At 72.8% G+C, this 17,487-nt stretch carries 1 protein-coding gene (running past one end of the window); it reads left to right on the forward strand.

Translation table 11 applies throughout. The features are described from left to right. On the forward strand, positions 1–17,487 hold part of the coding region annotated (locus ACFPIJ_RS00495) for a type I polyketide synthase (RefSeq protein WP_380112507.1) (this coding region is incomplete at its 3' end). Its footprint begins 20,144 nt before the window's first position; 17,487 of 37,631 annotated nt are visible.

The following is a 17,487-nucleotide window of genomic DNA, read 5'->3' on the forward strand; positions in this document are numbered from 1 at the left end:
GAATGGTCTTACCGCGCCGAATGGTCCGTCGCAGCAGCGGGTGATCCGGCAGGCGCTCGCCAACGCCGGCCTCACCGCGACCGACGTCGATGCCGTTGAGGCGCACGGGACCGGGACCCGGTTGGGTGATCCGATCGAGGCGCAGGCGTTGCTGGCGACGTACGGGCAGGACCGGCCGGCGGATCGTCCACTGTGGCTGGGCTCGGTGAAGTCGAACATCGGCCACACCCAGGCCGCTGCGGGCGTCGCCGGGATCATCAAGATGGTCATGGCGATGCGGCACGAGCTGCTGCCGCGGACGTTGCACGTGGATGAGCCGACGCCGCAGGTGGACTGGTCGGCCGGCGCGGTGGAACTCTTGACCGAGGCGCGGCCGTGGGTGGTCGGGGACCGTCCGCGGCGGGCGGGTGTGTCGTCCTTCGGTATCAGTGGCACGAATGTCCACACGATCATCGAGCAGGCCCCAGCCACGGTTCCGGTGACGGCTCCGGGCTGGACGGGCACTGTGCCGTGGGTGGTGTCGGCCCGTTCGGCCGAAGCCCTGCGCGGCCAGGCATCGAAGCTGCACGACTTCATTACCGTGGACCCGAACCTGGACCCGGCGGCGATCGGCGCCGCGTTGGCGACGGCTCGCGCGTCGCTGCCGCACCGGGCGGTGGTGCTGGCCGATTCGACGGCAGGGTTCGTCGAGGGGCTGGCCGCGCTGGAGGCGGGTTCGTCCGCCGCCAACGTGGTGCGGGGTTCGGCGGGTGAGGGCCGCCTGGCGCTGCTGTTCACCGGTCAGGGTGCGCAGCGTTCCGATATGGGACGCGGCCTGTATGAGCGGTTCCCGGTGTTCGCCGACGCCTACGACGCGGTCTGCGCCCGGTTCGACACCCTGCTGGACCAGCCGTTGCGCGATGCCGACGTCAACCAGACCGTCTACACGCAGGCGTCGTTGTTCGCGCTGGAGGTGGCGCTGTTCCGTCTGGTGGAGTCGTTCGGTTTGCAGCCGGACTTCCTGCTGGGTCACTCGATCGGTGAGCTGGCCGCCGCGCACGTTGCGGACGTGTTGTCGCTGGACGACACGGTGGCGCTGGTCGCGGCGCGGGGCCGGTTGATGCAGGCGCTGCCGAGCGGTGGGGCGATGCTGGCGGTGCAGGCGACCGAGGCCGAGGTGCTTTCCGCGTTGGAGCCGTTTGCGGGTCGGGTGGACATCGCCGCCGTCAACGGCCCGACGTCGATCGTCATCTCCGGCGACGCCGAGGTGATCGACCAGCTCTTCAAGGACCGTAAGACCTCACGGCTGACGGTGTCCCACGCGTTCCATTCGCCGCTGATGGAACCGATGCTGGACGAGTTCCGCACCGTCGCCGCCGGCCTCACCTATGCCCCGCCGCGCATTCCCATCATCTCCAACCTGACCGGCCTGCCGGTCGAGGTGCACTCCGCCGACTACTGGGTCCGGCACGTCCGCGAGGCCGTCCGGTTCGCCGACGGTATCGCCTGGCTCGAGGCCAACGAGGTCACCCGGTTCCTGGAGGTCGGGCCGTCCGGAGTGCTCACCGCCATGGCGCAGCAGTGCCTGACCGGCGAGCCGGTGCTCACCGCGGCGCTGCGCAAGGACCGTGACGAACCCACCACCCTCCTGCACGCACTGAGCACCCTGCACGTCAACGGCGCCGCCGTCGATTGGACCGCGATCCTGCCCCAGGGGCCGCTCGTGGATCTGCCGACGTATGCGTTCCAGCGGCAGCATTACTGGATCGAGCCGGCGCCGCTGGCGGTGGCTGGTGTGGTGGAGCATCCCGATGATGCCGCGTTCTGGCGGGCGGTGGAGGACAACGACCTGGATGGTGTCGCGGCGTTGCTGCCCACCCAGGCCGGCCGGCGCCGGGAGCGGACGATCGACGGCTGGCAGTACCAGATCGCCTGGACACCACTGGGCAACCTCGACCCCGCCCGACTCACCGGCACCTGGCTGATCACCGCCCCGGCCGGTGTCGACACCGAACCCCTCGCCGCCGCCCTCCGTCACGCCGGCGCCGACGTCGCCGAGCTGGAAATCGACCCCGACGACGACCGGTGGGCGCTCGCGGACCACCTGCTCGACGTGACGGCCGACATCGGCGACATCGCCGGGGTCCTCGCCGTGCCCGGCCCGGACAGCCGGTCGCTCGACGGCTACGAGGCACTCCCTCGGTCCCTGGCCACCACCGCCGCCCTGGCCCAGGCGCTCGGCGACGCCGGAGTCGAGGGACGGCTGTGGGTGCTCACCCACGGTGCGGTCTCGATCGGCGCCGCTGACCGGCTGCGTGACGCGGTCCAGGCTCAGGTGTGGGGTCTGGGTCGGGTTGCGGCGTTGGAGCTGCCGCAGCGTTGGGGTGGCCTGATCGACCTGCCCGAAACCCTGGATGGGCGGACCGGTGACCGGTTGGTCGCGGTGCTCGCGCAGCGTGTCGAGGATCAGGTGGCGGTGCGGGCGTCTGGTGTGTTCGGTCGCCGGTTGGAGCGGGTCCCGGCCGCTTCAGGCACGTCGTTCGTGGTGCCGTCGGGTGCGGTGCTGGTGACGGGTGGTACCGGCGCCCTGGGTGCGCACGTGGCGAGGTGGCTCGCCGCGGAGGGTGTCCCGGAGCTGGTGCTGACCAGCCGCCGCGGCCCGGACGCGCCTGGTGTGCCGGAGCTGGTCGAGGAACTCACCGCGTTGGGCGCGAATGCCAGCGTCGTGGCGTGTGACATGGGCGATCGGGACGCGGTCGCAGCACTGTTGGCTGGCGTCCAGGACCTGGCGGGCGTGGTCCACGCGGCCGGGGTCCTGGATGACGGTGTGCTGGAGTCGCTGACCCCGGAGCAGTTCGAGACGGTCCTGCGTGGTAAGGCCCTGGCGGCGACGCATCTGGATGAGTTGACCGCTGGTCTGGACCTGTCGATGTTCGTGTTGTTCTCCTCGGTCGCGGGCACGGTCGGTAGTGCCGGTCAGGCGAACTACGCGGCCGCGAACGCGTTCCTGGATGCGCTGGCGCAGCAGCGTCGGGACCGGGGTCTGGTGGCGACGTCGATCGCGTGGGGTCCGTGGGCCGACGCCGGTATGGCGACCGACGACGTCGTCACCGAACGGCTCCGCCGCGGTGGCCTCGCCCCGATGGAACCCACGCTCGCAATCGCCGCCCTGGCGAAGGCGGTCGCCCAGCACGCCGCGCACCGCATGGTGGTCGACGCCGACTGGGCGAGCTACGCCCCCGGCCTCACCGCCGCCCGCGGCAGCGCGCTGCTGACCGGCGTACCCGAGGCCCGTGCGCTCGTCGACGCCGCCGGACACGGCCCGAGCGGCACGGACGACATCTCCGAACTGCGCCGGAGGCTGGCCGGCGGCACCCCCGACGAGCAGCACCGGATCATCCTCGACGCGGTCCGCTCGCGGGCGGCCATGGTCCTCGGGCACGGCTCGATGGAAGCGGTCGAGCCGCAGCGGGCGTTCCGTGACCTCGGCTTCGACTCGCTCACCGCGGTCGAGCTGCGCAACGTGCTCGACGCGCTCACCGGCCTGCGCCTGCCGGCGACCATCGTCTTCGACTACCCGACGCCGGACGCTCTCGCCGAGCACCTGCGCGGCGAGCTCGGCGGCACGACCGCGGCGGACCTGACAGCCGAGCCGGGTGTCGCGGCGCCCGCGGACGACGATCTGGTGGTCATCGTCGGCATGGCTTGCCGGTACCCCGGCGGCGTCAACAACCCAGAGCAACTGTGGCAGCTGGTGGTGTCCGGCACCGACGCGATGTCGGCGTTCCCGACCGACCGGGGCTGGGACATCAACAGCGGTCCCGACACCTACACGCCCGTGGGTGGGTTCCTGACCGACGCGGTGACGTTCGACGCCGACCTGTTCGGGATCTCTCCCCGCGAGGCGCTCGCCATGGACCCGCAGCAGCGGCTGCTGCTCGAAACCTGCTGGGAGGCGTTCGAGCGGGCCGGGATCGACCCCCGCACGGTGCGTGGCACCAGGACCGGGGTCTTCGCCGGCACGAACGGCCAGGACTACGCCAACGTGCTGCAGGCGGCCGGGGGCGCGCAGGCCGAAGGCCACACCGGCACCGGCAACTCCGCCGCGGTCCTGTCCGGCCGGGTCGCCTACACGTTCGGCCTGGAAGGACCGGCCGTTACCGTCGACACCGCCTGCTCCTCGTCGCTCGTCGCACTGCACTGGGCGGCGCAGTCGCTGCGCACCGGGGAATGCGCGCTGGCACTCGCCGGTGGCGTAACCGTCATGTCGACGCCGGGCGCGTTCATCGAGTTCTCTCGGCAGGACGGCCTCGCCGGCGACGGGCGCTGCAAGGCGTTCTCCTCCGACGCGGACGGCACCGGCTGGGGCGAGGGCGTCGGCATGCTGGTGCTGGAGCGGCTCTCGGACGCCCGGCGCAACGGCCACCGCGTCCTCGCAGTGGTCCGCGGCTCGGCGGTGAACCAGGACGGCGCCTCGAACGGGCTGACCGCCCCGAACGGCCCCGCCCAGCAGCGGGTCATCCGCCAGGCCCTCGCCAGCGCCGGCCTCGCACCGTCCGATGTGGACGCCGTCGAGGCGCACGGCACCGGCACGAAGCTCGGCGACCCGATCGAGGCGCAGGCGCTGCTCGCCACGTACGGCCAGCACCGCCCCGGCAACCGTCCACTGTGGCTCGGCTCGATCAAGTCGAACATCGGCCACACACAGGCAGCGGCTGGTGTGGCCGGCGTGATCAAGATGGTCATGGCGATGCGGCACGGCATCATGCCCCCCACGCTGCACGCCGGCACGCCGACGCCGCACGTCGACTGGACGCCGGGCGCCATCGAGCTCGCCGGCCACGCGCAGCCATGGGACGCGCAGGACCGCCCCCGGCGGGCGGGCGTGTCGGCATTCGGCATCAGCGGCACCAACGTCCACACCATCCTGGAGCAGGCACCGGACGAACCGCCGGCGACCGGCCCGCAGGACGACCGCAACGACCGCGCGACGCCGTGGCTGCTGTCGTCGAAGACCACCGCGGGCCTGCGCGACCAGGCCGCGGCGCTGCGCGAGTTCCTCGACACCACCGGCTCCGACCCCGCCGACGTCGCCGCGGCCCTGGAGCGCACCCGCAGCCACCTGGACCACCGCGCCGTCATCGTCGCGGCCGACCGCGACAGCCTCGCTCGCGGCCTCGACGCCCTCACCGGCGGCGAACCCGCCGCACACGTGGCACGCGGCACCTTCGCCGAGGGCCGCCTGGCGCTGCTGTTCACCGGTCAGGGTGCGCAGCGTTCCGATATGGGACGCGGCCTGTATGAGCGGTTCCCGGTGTTCGCCGACGCGTACGACGCTGTCGCTGCCCGTTTCGATCTGCTGCTGGACGTTTCGTTGCGGGATGCGGACGTGAATCAGACGGTGTACACGCAGGCGTCGTTGTTCGCGCTTGAGGTGGCGCTGTTCCGCCTGGTGGAGTCGTTCGGGGTCAAACCGGACTACCTGCTGGGCCACTCGATCGGTGAGCTCGCCGCCGCGCACGTCGCGGACGTGCTGTCGCTGGACGACGCGATCCAGCTGGTCGCAGCGCGGGGCCGGTTGATGCAGGCGCTGCCGGCTGGTGGGGCGATGCTGGCGGTGCAGGCGACCGAGGCCGAGGTCCGGGCGGTGTTGGAGCCGTTCGCCGGACGGGTCGACATCGCCGCCGTCAACGGCCCGACCTCAATTGTCATCTCCGGCGACGCCGAGGTGATCGACCAGCTCTTCAAGGACCGTAAGACCTCGCGGCTCACGGTGTCGCACGCGTTCCACTCGCCGCTGATGGAACCGATGTTGGACGAGTTCCGCACGGTCGCTGCCAGCGTGTCCTATGCCCCGCCGCGGATTCCCGTCGTGTCGAATCTGACCGGGCTGCCGGTTGAGGAGTACACCGCGGACTACTGGGTCCGGCACGTGCGGGAGGCGGTCCGGTTCGCCGACGGCGTCGCGTGGCTTGAGAGCAATGGTGTCGCGAGGTTCCTGGAGGTCGGGCCGTCCGGGGTGCTGACCGCGATGGCGCAGCAGTGCCTCACCGGGGAGGCAGTGCTGGCTCCGGCGCTGCGCAAGGACCGGGACGAGCCCACCAGCCTGTTGCACGCCCTGGGCACCCTGCACGCCAACGGGGTCGGCGTGGACTGGACCGCGGTGCTGCCCGCCGGTCGTCATGTCGACCTGCCCACCTATGCCTTCCAGCGCCAGCGCTTCTGGCCGCAGGCGGTCGCCCACGTCGGCGACGTCGCGTCCGCGGGCCTCGTGCCCGCCGGTCACCCACTGATCGCCGCGACGGTGTCCATCGCCGGCGGCGACGGTGCCCTGCTCACCGGCAGGCTGTCCACGGCGACCCACCCGTGGCTCGCGGACCACGTGGTCGCGGGCCGGGTGCTGCTGCCGGGCACCGCCTTCGTCGAGCTGGTCCTGCGCGCCGCCGAACAGGTCGGCGCGGCCCGGATCGAGGACCTCACGATCGAGGCGCCGCTGGTCCTGCCCGACAACGGCGCGGTCCAGGTCCAGGTGAGCGTCGGCGGCGCCGACGAGCGCGGCGACCGGCCCGTCGCCGTCTACTCCCGCCCCCACGACGGCGACTGGCTGCGGCACGCCTCCGGCGCCGTGTCCGAGCGGATCACCGCCGCCACGACGGACCACACCGAGTGGCCCGTGTCCGGCGCGGAGCCGATCGACCTCGACGGCTTCTACGACGGGCACATCGCCGGCGCCGGCCTGGTGTACGGACCGGCGTTCCGCGGCCTGCACCGTGCCTGGCGCGTCGGCGAGGACATCCTCGCCGAGGTCGCCCTGCCGGAGGCGGACTCCGCCGGCGCCGCTGCGTTCGGGCTCCACCCGGCGCTGCTGGACGCCGCCCTGCACGCCGTCAGCCTCGGCTCGTTCGTGACCGATGCGGGTCCGGTGCGCCTGCCGTTCGCCTGGACCGGGGTGACCCTGCACGCGACCGGCGCGTCGGTCCTGCGGGCGCGGCTGACGCCGGCCGGCCCCGACGCGGTCACCCTGCACGTCGCCGACGGTGCCGGCGCACCGGTGGCCACGATCGAAAGCCTCGCCCTGCGCCCGATCGCAGCAGGCCAGATCGACGCTGCGGCCGGCGCCGCCCGGCTGCAGGACGCGCTCTTCTCGGTCGACTGGACCGCCCTGCCCACCCCCGACGACGGCGACACCGGTCTCTTCGCGGTGCTCGGCCCGGCGGTGATCGCCGACCGGCTCGGCGCCGACACCTATCCGGATCTCGCCGCGTTCACCGAGGACGTCGACGCCGGCCGGTCGCTCCCCGACGCGGTCGTGCTGTGGGCCGGCCTGGCCGACGACCCCACCCCCGACCTCGCCGCGCAGACCCGCACCCGGGTCGACGCCGTCCTGCGCGCCGCCCAGACCTGGCTCGCCGACGACCGGTACGCCACCCTCCCGCTGATCGTCGCGACCAGCCACGCCGTCACCACCGCCCACGTCGCGCCGGCGACCGACCTGGCCGGCGCCGCGGTGTGGGGCCTGCTGCGCACCGCCCAGACGGAGAACCCCGGCCGGATCCTGCTCGTGGACCTCGACGACGAGCAGACGTCCTGGGACGCGCTGGCGGCGCTGCCGGACGACGAGCCGCAGCTCGCCGTGCGCGCCGGCACCCACCACGCGCCGCGGCTGGTCCGCGCGCTGCCGCCGACCGAGCTGACCGCGCCCGCCGGCACGGACGCGTGGAGGCTCGAAGTGCCGGGCGACGCCGGTGGCACCCTCGAAAGCATCGCGCTGGTCGGCTCGGCCGCCGGCGACGCGCCGCTCGCACCGGGCGAGGTCCGCATCGCCGTGCGCGCCGCCGGTGTCAACTTCCGCGACGTCCTGCTCGCGCTCGGCATGTACCCGGAGCCGGGCCTCATGGGGTCGGAGGGCGCCGGCGTCGTGCTCGAGGTCGGCGCGGACGTCACCGACCTCGCACCCGGCGACCGCGTCTTCGGCCTGCTGTTCGGCGGCTTCGGCCCGCGCGCCGTCGCCGACCACCGGGTGCTGGCCCGCATGCCGCGCGGCTGGACGTTCGCCCGCGCCGCGTCGGTGCCGATGGCCTACCTGACCGCGTACTACGCGCTGCGTGACCTGGCCGGGCTCCGGGCCGGCGAACGGCTCCTCGTCCACGCCGCCGCCGGTGGCGTCGGCATGTCCGCCGTCCAGCTGGCCCGGCACTGGGGGGTCGAGGTCTTCGGCACCGCGAGCTCCGGCAAGTGGGACACGCTGCGCGCCTCCGGCCTCGACGACGCCCACATCGCCTCCTCGCGCACCCTCGCGTTCGAGGACACCTTCCGCGCCGCCACCGGCGGCTACGGCGTCGACGTCGTGCTCGACTCGCTCGCCGGGGACTTCGTCGACGCGTCGCTGCGGCTGCTGGCGCCGAACGGCCGCTTCATCGAGATGGGCAAGCTCGATGTCCGCGACCCCGCCCAGGTCGCCACCGACCACGCCGGCGTGCGGTACCGCGCGTTCGACCTCTTCGAGGCGGGCCCCGCGCGGATCCGGGAGATGCTCACCGACATCGTGCGCCTGTTCGACCACGACGCGGTGGCCGCGCTGCCCGTCACCGCCTGGGACCTGCGCGCCGCCGTGCCCGCGTTCCGGCACATCAGCCAGGCCAAGCACGTGGGCAAGAACGTGTTCACCGTCCCGGCCGCCCCGCAGGGCACCGTCCTGATCACCGGTGGCACCGGCGGTCTGGGTGCGCTGCTGGCCGAGCACCTGGTCCGGACGTTCGGCGTGTGGGACCTGGTGCTGACCAGCCGCCGCGGCCCGGACGCGCCCGGTGTCGCGGACCTCGTGGACCGTCTCGCCGGGTTGGGTGCGCACGCCGAGGTTGTGGCGTGTGATGTCGCGGACCGTGATGCTCTGGCTGCGGTCGTCGCTGGTAGGGCGCTGGCTGGTGTTGTGCACTGCGCCGGTGTTCTGGACGACGGTGTGTTCGCCGCGTTGACTCCTGAGCGGCTCGACGGCGTGTTGCGTCCGAAGGTGGATGCTGCGGTACACCTGCACGAGCTGACGAAGGACCTGGACCTGGCGTGGTTCGTGGTGTTCTCCTCAGCGTCGGCGACGTTCGGGTCCGCAGGACAGGCAAACTACGCCGCGGCGAATGCGTTCCTTGACGGGCTGATGTCGTACCGGCGGAGTTTGGGGTTGCCGGGTCTGTCGTTGGGTTGGGGGTTGTGGGCTGAGGCGTCCGGGATGGCCGGTCATCTTGAGGGTCGTGACGTGGCGCGTGCTGGTGGTGGGTTGTCCACCGAGCTCGGGTTGGCGTTGTTCGACGCGGCGGTGGTCCAGGCCCGGCCGCATCTCGTGCCCATGCCGATCGACCTCGCCGCCCTGCGCGGCGGCGCCGTGCCGCCCCTGCTGCGCGGCCTCGTCCGCCCGCCGCGGCGGCGGGCGACCGGCACCGACCGGGCAGCCGGCACCACCCTCGCCGAGCGCCTCGCCCCGCTCGCCGGTCCCGACCGGCTCCGGCTCCTCACCGACCTCGTCCGCGAACAGGCCGCCGTCGTCCTCGGCCACGCCTCCGCCGACGGCGTCGAGCCGGGCCGGGCGTTCAAGGACCTCGGCTTCGACTCACTGACCTCCGTGGAGCTGCGCAACCGGTTGAACACCACGACCGGGATGCGACTGCCCGCAACCCTCGTGTTCGACTACCCGACGCCGACCGCGCTCGCCGATCACCTGCGCGACACCCTCGTCGGGGCGCCGGCCGCCGACCGGCCGCAGGCGGTCACCCCCACCGTCCGCCGCGACGACGACGACCTCATCGCGATCGTCGGCATGAGCTGCCGGTACCCGGGCAGCGTCGGCAACCCCGACGAGCTCTGGCAGCTCCTCGGCGCGGGCCTCGACGGCATGTCGCTCTTCCCGACCGACCGTGGCTGGGGCGGCGACGACCCGGGCGCCGCCTACACCCGCGAGGGCGGCTTCGTCTACGACGCGACCACCTTCGACGCCGACCTGTTCGGCATCTCCCCGCGCGAGGCCCTCGCCATGGACCCGCAGCAGCGGCTGCTGCTCGAAGCGTCCTGGGAGGCGTTCGAGGACGCGGGGATCGACCCGACGTCGCTGCGCGGCAGCCAGACCGGCGTCTTCGTCGGCGTCGCCGCGTCCAGCTACGGCGCCGGGATGCAGCTGCCGGAGGGCGTCGAGGGCATGCTGCTCACCGGCAGCGCCACCAGCGTCGCGTCCGGTCGCGTCTCCTACTCGCTGGGTCTGGAAGGTCCGGCGGTGACCGTGGACACGGCGTGCTCGTCGTCGTTGGTCGCGCTGCATCTTGCTGGGCAGGCGTTGCGGGCGGGGGAGTGCACGCTGGCGTTGGCCGGTGGTGCCACGGTGCTGGCGAATCCGGGCATCTTCGCGGAGTTCTCGCGGCAGGACGGGTTGGCGTCGGATGGTCGGTGCAAGCCGTTCGCGGCTGCGGCGGACGGCACCGGCTGGGCGGAGGGTGTCGGTCTGCTCGTGGTGGAGCGGCTTGCCGACGCGCGCCGCAACGGCCACGAGGTCCTGGCCGTTGTCCGCGGCTCGGCGATCAACCAGGACGGCGCCTCCAACGGGCTCACCGCGCCGAACGGACCCGCCCAGCAGCGGGTCATCCGCCAGGCCCTGGCCAGCGCCGGGCTCACGGCATCGGACGTCGACGCGGTGGAGGCGCACGGCACCGGCACCACCCTCGGTGACCCGATCGAGGCGCAGGCGCTGATGGCGACGTACGGGCAGGACCGCCCGGCGGACAGTCCACTGTGGATCGGGTCGGTCAAGTCGAACATCGGTCACACCCAGAGCGCCGCCGGTGTGGCTGGGGTCATCAAGATGGTCCTCGCGATGCGGCACGGCATTCTGCCGCGGACGTTGCATGTGGATGCGCCGTCGCCGCATGTGGACTGGTCCTCGGGTGCGGTGGAGTTGCTGACCGAGGCGCGGCCGTGGCCGGAGACGGGCCGCCCGCGCCGGGCCGGCGTCTCCTCGTTCGGCATCAGCGGCACCAACGCCCACGCGATCCTCGAACAGCCCCCGGCCGACGCAGCACCGGCCCGGCCGGCGGCTGCCGAACCCACCCCGCCGATCGTCCCGTGGCTGCTGTCGGCGCGTTCGGCCGACGGGCTGCGCGCCCAGGCCGCCCGCCTCCACGCCCGGCTCGACGCCACCGACCACCCTGCCCCGGCCGATGTCGCCTGGTCGCTGGTCACCGGCCGCGCCGACCTCGAACACCGCGCCGTCGTCCTGGCCGCCGACCACCAGAGCAGCCTCCGCGACCTCGCCGCCGCCGCGACCGGCGACAGCACCGCCAACGTGCTGCAGGGCGTTGCCGGCTGGGGCCGCCTGGCGCTGCTGTTCACCGGTCAGGGCGCGCAGCGTTCCGATATGGGACGCGGCCTGTACGAGCGGTTCCCGGTCTTTGCCGACGCCTACGACGCTGTCGCTGCTCGTTTCGACGCGCTGCTGGACGTTTCGTTGCGGGATGCGGACGTGAACCAGACGGTGTACACGCAGGCGTCGTTGTTCGCGCTGGAAGTGGCGCTGTTCCGTCTCGTGGAGTCGTTCGGTCTGCGGCCGGACTTCCTGCTGGGCCACTCGATCGGTGAGCTCGCCGCCGCGCACGTGGCGGAGGTGCTGTCGCTGGATGACGCTGTGGCCCTGGTCGCGGCGCGGGGCCGGTTGATGCAGGCGCTGCCGACCGGTGGGGCGATGCTGGCGGTGCAGGCGACCGAGGCGGAGGTCCGGGCGGTGTTGGAGCCGTTCGCCGGTCGGGTGGACATCGCCGCCGTCAACGGCCCGACGTCGATCGTCATCTCCGGCGACGCCGAGGTGATCGACCAGCTCTTCAAGGATCGCAAGACCTCGCGGCTCACGGTGTCGCACGCGTTCCACTCGCCGCTGATGGAACCGATGCTGGACGAGTTCCGGGCGGTCGCCGCCGGCATCACCTATGCCCCGCCGCGCATCCCGATCGTCTCCAACCTGACCGGCCAGCCGGTTGAGGAGTACACCGCGGACTACTGGGTGCGGCACGTCCGCGAGGCGGTCCGGTTCGCCGACGGCGTCGCGTGGCTGGAAGCCAACGGTGTCGCCAGGTTCCTCGAGGTCGGGCCGTCCGGGGTGCTGACCGCGATGGCGCAGCAGTGCCTCAGCGGCGAGGCAGTGCTGGCCGCGGCGTTGCGCAAGGACCGCGATGAGCTGGAGTCGGTGCTGCGGGCGGTTGCCGCGTTGCATGTGGCCGGTGTCGCGGTCGACTGGGCGGCGATCTGCGGCCCGTGGGGCGGGCGCCGGGTGCAGCTGCCGACGTACGCGTTCCAGCGCCGCCGGTACTGGCCCGAACCGCTCGTCGCGACCGCCGCCGGCGCCGACGACACCGACGCGCAATTCTGGGCCGCCGTCGAACACGGCGACCTGGCGTCGCTCAGCGACACCCTCGAGCTCGACCACAGCGCAGAGCTCCAGCAGGTCCTCCCCGCGCTCTCATCGTGGCACCGCCGGCGCCGCGAACGGTCCACCGTGGACAGCTGGCAGTACCGGATCGGCTGGCAGCCGGTCACCGAACTCCGCTCCGCGGCGCTGTCCGGGGCCTGGCTGGTCGTCTCCAGGACGAGCGCCGACGCGGCCGACGTCATGACCGCGCTGCACCGCGCCGGCGCCGACCCGGTGCCGCTGGTCCTCGACGCCGGCGACACCGACCGTGACACGCTCGCCGAACGGCTCTGGGAGGTCGCCGCGGAGGGCGGCGCCGTCAGCGGCATCATCTCGCTCGTCGCCGGCGACGAGACCGGTCACGATGGGGTCGCGCTCACCGCCACGCTCATCCAGGCCCTCGACGACGTCGACCTCACCGCGCCACTGTGGTGCCTCACCCGCGGCGCAGTGTCGGTGGGCCGGTCGGACCCGCTGCGCAGCGCCGTCCAGGCGCAGGTGTGGGGGCTCGGGCGGGTGGCGGCGCTGGAGTACCCGCAGCGATGGGGCGGCCTGATCGACCTCCCGGACCAGTTGGGTGAGCGGGACGGGCAGCGCCTGACCGCGGTCCTGTCCGGCGACAACGGCGAGGATCAGCTGGCGATCCGGGCGTCCGGCGTCTTCGTCCGGCGCCTGCGCCGGGCCGCACCGACCGCCTCGTCCACCTCGCCCACGCCGACCGGCACGGTCCTGGTCACCGGCGGCACCGGCGCGCTCGGCGCCCACGTCGCCCGCTGGCTCGCCGGCCGCGGCGTGCCGCACCTGCTCCTTACCAGTCGGCGTGGGATTGAGGCGCCGGGTGCCGGGGAGCTGGTGGAGGAGTTGACCGCGCTGGGTGTGCGGGTGACGGTCGCTGCCTGTGACGTCGCCGACCGGGCCGCGCTGGCAGGGCTGCTGGATGGGGTGCCGGACCTGTCCGGTGTCGTGCACGCCGCCGGCGTGGTGGACGACGGCGTCATCGAGTCGCTGACACCCGAACGGTTCGCGACGGTCCTGCGGTCGAAGGCGGTGGCCGCAGCCAACCTGCACCGGGCGACCGCCGGTCTCGACCTGACCATGTTCGTGCTGTTCTCGTCCGTCAGCGGCGTCCTCGGCAGCGCCGGCCAGGGCAACTACGCGGCGGCGAATGCGTACCTCGACGCGCTGGCCCACCAGCGCCGCGCCGCCGGCCTCGCCGCCACCTCGGTGGCCTGGGGCCCCTGGTCCGGCAGCGGCATGGCCGCCGACGAGGCCGTGGCGCAACGCCTGCAGCGCAGCGGCATGCCGCCCATGACCCCGCACCTCGCGATCGCCGTCCTGGACCGGCTCGTCGCCGGCGGCGAGCCCGCCGTCACCGTCGCGGACATCCGCTGGGAGCAGTTCGCCACGTCGTTCGCCGGCGCCCGGCGCAGCCCGCTCATCACCGACGTGCCCGAGGCCGCCCAGGCTCTCGCCGCCGCGTCCCCGGCCGACGAGGACCGGCCCACCGGCCTGCACGCCCGGCTCGCCGCGGCAAGCCCGGCCGAGCAGTCCCGCCACCTGCTGGAACTGGTCCGTTCCAGGGCCGCGATCGTGCTGGGCTTCGGCGCCGGCGCGCTCGTCGACGCCGAACGGGCCTTCCGCGAGCTCGGGTTCGACTCGCTGACCGCGGTGGAGTTGCGCAACGTCCTGGAGGGTGTCACCGGTCTGCGGCTGCCTGCCTCGCTGGTCTTCGACTACCCGACCCCGGCGGTCCTCGCCGAGCACCTGCGCGGCCAACTGCTCGGCGTGGCCGCGCCCGCGCCGGCCGCCGTTCAACCGTCTGCTGTGGACGGTGACCCGATCGTGATCGTCGGTATGGGGTGCCGGTACCCGGGCGGTGTGGCCTCCCCGGAGGACCTGTGGTCGCTGGTCGAGTCCGGTGGTGACGGCATGTCGGCGTTCCCGGCGGACCGCCACTGGTATGTCCCCGACGGTGCGGGCTACACGCAGGTCGGTGGTTTCGTCTACGAGGCGTCGCAGTTCGACCCGGACCCGTTCGGTATCTCACCGCGTGAGGCTCTCGCCATGGATCCGCAGCAGCGGCTGCTGCTGGAGGTGTCGTGGGAAACCTTCGAGCGGGCGGGTGTCGACCCGCGGTCGCTGCGCGGCCGTTCGGTGGGTGTCTTCGTCGGCGCCTCGAACTCCGGGTACGGCGTCGGTGGCCGCCTCCCCGAAGGTACTGAGGGGCATCTGCTGACCGGTGGTGCGAACAGCGTCATCTCGGGTCGGGTCGCGTACACGTTCGGTCTGGAAGGACCGGCCGTCACGGTCGACACGGCGTGTTCGTCGTCGCTGGTCGCGCTGCACTGGGCGACCCAGGCGTTGCGGGCTGGCGAGTGTGAGCTGGCCCTGGTTGGTGGTGTGACGGTGATCGCTGGTCCGGAGGTGTTCGCGGAGTTCTCGCGGCAGGACGGACTCGCGTCAGACGGCCGGTGCAAGGCGTTCGCCGGCGCGGCGGACGGTACCGGCTGGGCCGAAGGCGTGGGTCTGCTGCTGGTGGAGCGCCTCTCCGACGCGCAGCGCAACGGTCACCAGATCCTGGCGCTCGTGCGGGGCAGCGCGGTCAACCAGGACGGTGCGTCCAATGGTCTTACCGCGCCGAATGGTCCGTCGCAGCAGCGGGTGATCCGGCAGGCGCTCGCCAACGCCGGCCTCACCGCGACCGACGTCGATGCCGTTGAGGCGCACGGGACCGGGACCCGGTTGGGTGATCCGATCGAGGCGCAGGCGTTGCTGGCGACGTACGGGCAGGACCGGCCGGCGGATCGTCCACTGTGGCTGGGCTCGGTGAAGTCGAACATCGGCCACACGCAGGCCGCCGCCGGTGTCGCCGGGATCATCAAGATGGTGATGGCGATGCGGCACGAGCTGCTGCCGCGGACGTTGCACGTGGATGAGCCGACGCCGCAGGTGGACTGGTCGGCCAGCGCGGTGGAACTGCTGACCGAGGCGCGCCCGTGGAAGCGGAACGGGCGCCCGCGGCTGGCCGCGGTGTCGTCGTTCGGCATCAGCGGCACGAACGTCCACACCATCATCGAGCAGCCGCCGGTGGTCGAGACGACGCCTGAACCCGAGCCGGTCGGTGTGGTGCCGTGGCTGGTGTCGGCCCGCTCGGCGCAGGCCCTGCGCGGTCAGGCGACGCGGCTGCGTGAGTTCGCCGCGGCGGATCCGTCGCTCGTTCCGGGCGTGGTGGGTGCGGCGCTCGCCGTGTCCCGTGCGTCGCTGCCGCACCGGGCGGTGGTGCTGGCCGATTCGACGGCAGGGTTCGTCGAGGGGCTGGCCGCGCTGGAGGCGGGTTCGTCCGCCGCCAACGTGGTGCGGGGTCCGGCGGGTGAGGGCCGCCTGGCGCTGCTGTTCACCGGTCAGGGTGCGCAGCGTTCCGATATGGGACGCGGCCTGTATGAGCGGTTCCCGGTGTTCGCCGACGCGTACGACGCTGTCGCTGCCCGTTTCGATCTGCTGCTGGACGTTTCGTTGCGGGATGCGGACGTGAATCAGACGGTGTACACGCAGGCGTCGTTGTTCGCGCTTGAGGTGGCGCTGTTCCGTCTCACCGAGTCGTTCGGGGTCAAACCGGACTACCTGCTCGGTCACTCGATCGGTGAGCTCGCCGCCGCGCACGTTGCGGACGTGTTGTCGCTGGACGACGCGATCCAGTTGGTCGCCGCCCGTGGCCGGTTGATGCAGGCGCTCCCTGCGGGCGGGGCGATGCTGGCGGTGCAGGCGACCGAGGCCGAGGTCCGGGCGGTGTTGGAGCCGTTCGCCGGACGGGTCGACATCGCCGCCGTCAACGGCCCGACGTCGATCGTCATCTCCGGCGACGCCGAGGTGATCGACCAGCTCTTCAAGGATCGCAAGACCTCGCGGCTCACGGTGTCCCACGCGTTCCACTCGCCGCTGATGGAACCGATGCTGGACGAGTTCCGGGCGATCGCCGCCGGCATCACCTATGCCCCGCCGCAGATTCCGATCCTGTCGAACCTCACCGGCCTGCCGGTCGAGGAGTACACCGCCGACTACTGGGTCCGGCACGTCCGCGAGGCCGTCCGGTTCGCCGACGGCGTCGCGTGGCTGGAAGCCAACGGTGTCGCGAGGTTCCTGGAGGTCGGGCCGTCCGGAGTCCTCACCGCGATGGCGCAGGGCTGCCTCACCGGTGAGACCGTCCTGGCCCCGGCGCTGCGCAAGGACCGGGACGAGCCCACCAGCCTCCTGCACGCCCTGGCCACCCTGCACGTGAACGGGGTCGGTGTGGACTGGGCTGCGGTGCTGCCCGGTGGTGGGCACGTGGATCTGCCGACGTATGCGTTCCAGCGGCAGCATTACTGGATCGAGCCGGCGCCGCAGGCGGTGGCTGGTGTGGTGGAGCATCCCGATGATGCCGCGTTCTGGCGGGCGGTGGAGGACAACGACCTGGATGGTGTCGCGGCGTTGCTGCCCACCCAGGCCGGCCGGCGCCGGGAGCGGACGATCGACGGCTGGCAGTACCAGATCGCCTGGACACCACTGGGCAACCTCGACCCCGCCCGACTCACCGGCACCTGGCTGCTGGTCGTGCCCGCCGGAACCCCCGACGACGAGCTCGTCGACGCGCTCGGGCGGGGCGGCGCCGACGTGGTTCGCCTGCAGATCACCGACGACGACGCCGACCGCTGGGTGCTCGCCGACCGGCTGCTCGAGATCGACGGCGAGCACGGTCCGCTCGCCGGGGTTGTATCGCTCGCCGGGGCCGCCGGCCAGCCGCTCGACGGGTTCAGCGCGCTGCCCTTCGGCTCGGCGACCACCGCGGCCCTCGTGCAAGCCCTCGGCGACGCCGAGATCCCGGCCCAACTGTGGTGCCTGACCAGCGGTGCGGTCTCGACCGGCGCTGCTGACCGGCTGCGTGACGCGGTCCAGGCTCAGGTGTGGGGTCTGGGTCGGGTTGCGGCGTTGGAGCTGCCGCAGCGTTGGGGTGGCCTGATCGACCTGCCCGAGACCCTGGATGGGCGGACCGGTGACCGGTTGGTCGCGGTGCTCGCGCAGCGTGTCGAGGATCA

The sequence above is a fragment of the Dactylosporangium cerinum genome (genome assembly GCF_042653625.1).
GTDB classification, from domain to species: domain Bacteria; phylum Actinomycetota; class Actinomycetes; order Mycobacteriales; family Micromonosporaceae; genus Dactylosporangium; species Dactylosporangium cerinum.